At 38.0% G+C, this 4,933-nt stretch carries 4 protein-coding genes; all 4 read right to left on the bottom strand.

Annotation, left to right across the window (positions count from 1 at the left end):
- Window positions 1–116 precede the first annotated feature (116 nt).
- The 4 genes from FD20_RS11955 to FD20_RS11940 all read right to left on the bottom strand — a co-directional run bounded on the left by FD20_RS11955 (window position 117) and on the right by FD20_RS11940 (window position 3,729).
- Window positions 117–770, bottom strand: a complete 654-nt coding sequence (locus FD20_RS11955; RefSeq protein WP_157059124.1) for an HAD-IA family hydrolase — start codon at window positions 768–770, stop codon at window positions 117–119.
- A gap of 91 nt (window positions 771–861) precedes the next feature.
- Window positions 862–2,034, bottom strand: a complete 1,173-nt coding sequence (locus FD20_RS11950) for an iron-containing alcohol dehydrogenase (RefSeq protein ID WP_010623246.1) — start codon at window positions 2,032–2,034, stop codon at window positions 862–864.
- Between the two features lie 542 nt (window positions 2,035–2,576).
- Entirely contained in the window at window positions 2,577–2,927 is a 351-nt protein-coding gene (locus tag FD20_RS11945) for a DUF5388 domain-containing protein (protein ID WP_003688415.1), read from the bottom strand.
- 1 nt (window position 2,928) lies between these two features.
- On the bottom strand, window positions 2,929–3,729 hold the full coding sequence (locus tag FD20_RS11940; RefSeq protein WP_003688413.1) for a ParA family protein: 801 nt from the start codon (window positions 3,727–3,729) through the stop codon (window positions 2,929–2,931).
- Window positions 3,730–4,933 lie beyond the last annotated feature (1,204 nt).

Here is a 4,933-nt window from a genome sequence, read left to right as displayed (position 1 = left end):
CACGAGGAGATCTCCAAAGGATAGAAACTATCCTTCAACACCATTTGACAAACTTCCAAAAAAGCTAGACAGTGTCCGTAGGGGACATTGCCTAGTTTTTTAGCAGGTAGTACTTGTTACAGCCATTGGAGTATCTCAGCCAAGTTATGGACCTCATGTGTTGGTCGTGCAGTGGTTGTGGGAGTGGCGTGGTCACGGTTTACCCAAATTGACCGCCAGCCAAGCGCATCGGTTGTGACAATGTCGCTACCGTATCCTTGAGCAATGTGCCAATGGTTTGCTGGGGTCAAATCATAGTGTGCTGCCACTGTTTTGAAGAAAACCGGGTCAGGCTTATACGTGTGAACATCCTCAGCAGTCCAAATATCAAGGGGAACTTCTAAAGCCGCAGCGTTGGCGGGAATAATATCCCATGATGAATTGGACATCATGATTAAGTGATAACCGCGTTGTTGCAGCGTCTTTAAGGTGCCAATGACCTCGGGAAAAGGCTTTAAACTACGGTGAGCGATCAGAACATCTACGTAATAGCGTTCGAACTGATGGGTTAGACCAAATTGATAATCGAGATGAATCAAGTTATTACGCGTCAAAATGGCGTAATCGAGATAAGGATGCATGTTATCCCGACTATCTTGATAGGTGATAAAGCGTTGCCGGGCTAGTCGTGGATCGACGCCGATTTTATCAGCAACTGTTTCGATGGCTGCGTAGGTTGCCTCTTCATTGAGTAGTGTACCGTAGCAGTCAAACGTTAAGTATTTTTCCATGATGAGACTCCTCTCTGACTACCTTTAAGTATACGCACAAACACTAAAAAAGCCGTCGAAATTCGGCGGCTTTTCATCATATTACGTTAAATTATTCAGCGTCGTAGGCAGCTTGGAAAATCTTGATGATATCTTCCTTTGTCCCCTTACGAGGGTTAGAGAAAGCATTCCCATCCTTCAAGGCATTTTCAGCCATCAATTCAAAGTCTTCTGGCTTAGCACCAATTTCTTTGATTGAGTGAGGAATACCAACGTCTTCGGATAATTGTTTCATGGCCTTGATGGCTAATTCGGCAGCATCCCGCGTTGATAGGCCTTCAGTGTTTTCACCCATGATTTCAGCCAATTGGGCGAAACGATCTGGGCAAGCAATGATGTTATATTCTTCAACGTAAGGTAGAAGTAAGGCACAGCAAACACCATGAGGTGCGTTGTATTGACCACCGAGTTGGTGAGCCATGGCATGAACGTAACCCAAGTTGGCGTTGTTGAAGGCCATCCCGGCTAACATTTCAGCTTCGACCATCTTAGTCCGAGCGTCCAAGTTGTGGCCGTTAGCAACGGCTTCACGAAGGGAAGTTTCAATCAACTTGATAGCTTCCACACATTGTGAGTCGGTGATAGGGTTGTGGTCAACGGAAACGTAAGGTTCAACGGCTTGAACGAAGGCATCCATCCCAGTAGCTGCGGTTAAGCCCTTAGGCACATCGAGCATCAGAGTTGGGTCGTTGAATGAAACCAACGGAATGTTCCGCCATGAAACAACCACGAACTTCAAGTGGGTTTCTTCATTCGTGATAACCGCGTGACGGGTTAATTCAGAACCAGTACCGGCCGTCGTGTTAACGGCGATTAATGGTGGCAAAGCCTTGTCGAGTGTTTCAATCCCAGCCAACTTGGTAATGTCGTCGCCATTAGTCAAAATAATGCCGGCACCTTTACCAGTATCGTGAGCAGAACCCCCACCAACAGTGATGATGGAGTCCGCACCGGATTCTTCGTAAAGTTTCTTAACTTCTTTGATGTTACGAATCTTAGGGTTGGGTTCAACGTTGTTGTAAACAACGTAGTCCACACCAGCAGCCTTTAAAGAATCCAAAGTCTGTTCCACGGCGCCGTCCTTTAAACCTTCAAGGAACTTATCCGTGACGATAACGGGCTTTTTCATCCCTAACATCTTTGCTCGATCACCAATCTTACTAATGACACCAGGGCCAAAGAAATTGACGCTGGGCATCAGAAAGTCATAACTACGTTCAGCCATTATACAAATGCCTTCTTTCGGAAGTTTTGAAAACAATTAGTACCAATTTCACAAAGCGATTATAACTAATAAGTTTACAGTTTGCAATCGTTTTTGGGTAAAAGTCCCTTAATTGTGCAATAAAGTGCTAATTTGTCGGCGGTTTAAACCGTAATGATTAATTTTACTGTCAGTATTTTTGGGTCTAGAATTTTTGGTGTTGGAAAGTATTTCCATTCCAAAAGTACTAGGCCCTTTTTGATAACAAAAAAAGGCATCTAAGCCTCCCTAGTGCTATGCTTTAAGCGACAAAACTCAACAGTTGTGGCATTTTTCTGACTAAAGTTAACTCTAATTAGAATGAAATACACTAGTTTTTATAATGCTTTCAATTTCGCTCCTATCCTAGTTGCTCTTATTCTAGTATTTGGTACACAAATATTTAGACAGTTGAGCCATAATAAAATAACTAGGATAGGAGCAGTAGCTAAATTACTTAAAGTTGATACAAGGATAGTTAGACAAAAAATAAAACACCAGCTTAATCGCTAGTGTCTTTTTTATTACTTATGATTTTTCAACTTGTAAGAGAGCTTGTCTTTAGCTTCTAGAGCACTCAGATATTCTGTGTAAGCTGTTATTGTGTTACTACTTAATTGCTTAGTGTAATCTTCAATCATAATAGAAAGCATTTCTGAAATAGTTCTTTTTTCTGCTGTAGTTTTAGCAAGTGCCATTAAAGCATTTCTAGAATGATTATCTAGACGTACACTTACATCAAAAGTAGGTATAACATCTTTTTCAATATCAGTAAAACCTACATCTTGTCTTGAGATAGACTTAGTTTTAACGTCTACATTTTTATCTATCTTTTTTTCATTGTCATCATTTTTGTGTTGCAAGAGATTACTCATACTACTTCACTCCTAACCTGTTTACTAACTCTTTTGCTACTGCTGTGTACACACTATGAGTAGCTTTATCCCACACATTTTTGTGGTCCTCAGTGATACCCGTTAAATCAAACCTCTTAACACGTTCCATAGCTGTTATTACATTAGTGAATAAATTGTTTTCACCAAACTCTGAAATTGCGCTTTTTAAGACTGAGTTATCTATTTTAGATTGCCCTTTGGTTAATACTGGTAAAATACCTAGAACATCAACCTTAGAATCAAACATATTAATTAAATTGGTTTGTAAATATTCTAGGAAGCTTTTAGCACCCAATAGTGAACGTTGTTGAGTCTGCAGCATGATTATTAGCCAATCACAAGCCATGAATACATTATCGTTAGTAAGACTCATTGTAGGGCTTACATCAAGGAATATAAAATCATAGTCTTTCTTAATTGACCCTAGTGCTTCCTTTAAATATGTAACCTTTTCCTTTTCTGTTAATTCTTGTTTATCAACCCATCTACTGAATAAATTCATATCAGAAGCAACTGGTAAGAGAGATAAATTATCTTTTATACGTATAATTCCCTCTTTTAAGTCTCTATGATTAATTAGTAAAGCAAATAATGAAGGATCGATAGTTATTTCAGTGTTTTCTTGGCTTTTAGTTTTAATCATAAGATCTGTAAGATTACTTTGAGGATCGCAATCTACCAATAAAGTACTGTGGCCCAAACTAGCTAATTCCCAACCTAGAAGCGCTGTAGTACTTGTTTTACCTGTACCACCTTTTTCATTAGCACAACTAATTATCATATTTTTTCCTCTTTTCATTTTCGTAGACTTCATATTTAATACAATATACATCATACTATATACTGAACACTGTGTAAAGTATACAAAGGAAACTAGTTTTCTTAATACCTTGATAATAAAGGAAAAATTATATTTATAGACTGTATACCACATACATCATGCTATATACCACATACATCATACTATATATTTACTACAGTACACTGTATACGGTATACTTAAACATTTGACGATCTTGCGATTTTGTGTTACAGTTCTTATTGTAAACAAAAAAGAGATTACCCAAAGGTAACCTCTTATATAAAGAAAAAGCCACCAGATATTGGTAGTATCTGAATGACCCGAACAAGTTTTAATTTATGTCATTATTGTAGCATGTTTTATCAACATGTTCAATGTGGTGATTTTCAAAACTCAGGAGACAAGCTGAGAGATAGGTTAGTAGTACATAGGTTTCATATTTCGATATGCGACAGCTGCTTATGGATGAACGCTAAAAAGTAGACATCTGGTGAACTCAGCCAGAACTTCACAAAAATAATTGAGTAGTCTATAGATTCTGTAATCTGATCTGTAGGCTGGGTTCAGAGCCGACCTGCAGACATAGAAGCTGCTGTCTAATGGCTAGAGTGGTAACATGAATGGAGTCTTAACATACAGTAAGGGCATGTTTTTGCTGGTGAGTTTAAAACTTAATTGTTAAGATAGCTGTAAGAAGCTGAAACTAGATTACTTGTGAGTGAAGCGAGGGGAAACCTCAAAAACTGAGCTGCACGTTATTTTTTTGTTTTTCTCTGCAAAATTAAGGGAAAAACTTTGCTCATATCGCTTCAGGCTTCCTAAAAACTAAGCCAGCTAAGAACAGAAGTCAACTAAAAGTATTTATTTCTGTTGAATAAGTTGAAAGATATGTAAGCGAGATTACAAAGAGACTTAGGTAGATTTCACAAGTTAAGAAAGTCGAATCAAAAGGAATCAAGGAATGGAATTAAGGTATACCAATTTTCAAAGTTTAGATTGTGAGATAACCCAAGGCAACTTTGTAGTGTAGTATTAGATAGCAAAGCTTTTGAATGTGTAAACTTGGTTTAATCTGTTTTATGTAAATAAAAAAGTATATACGTAATAAATATTCATTTGTATGAATAAAAAAGTGCTCCTATGTCAATAAATGGCACATCTTTTTCTAAACACTCGTTCTAAT

It is taken from the genome of Liquorilactobacillus uvarum DSM 19971 (genome assembly GCF_001434935.1).
Lineage (GTDB): Bacteria > Bacillota > Bacilli > Lactobacillales > Lactobacillaceae > Liquorilactobacillus > Liquorilactobacillus uvarum.
This window is presented reverse-complemented; position numbering and strand designations above follow the sequence as displayed.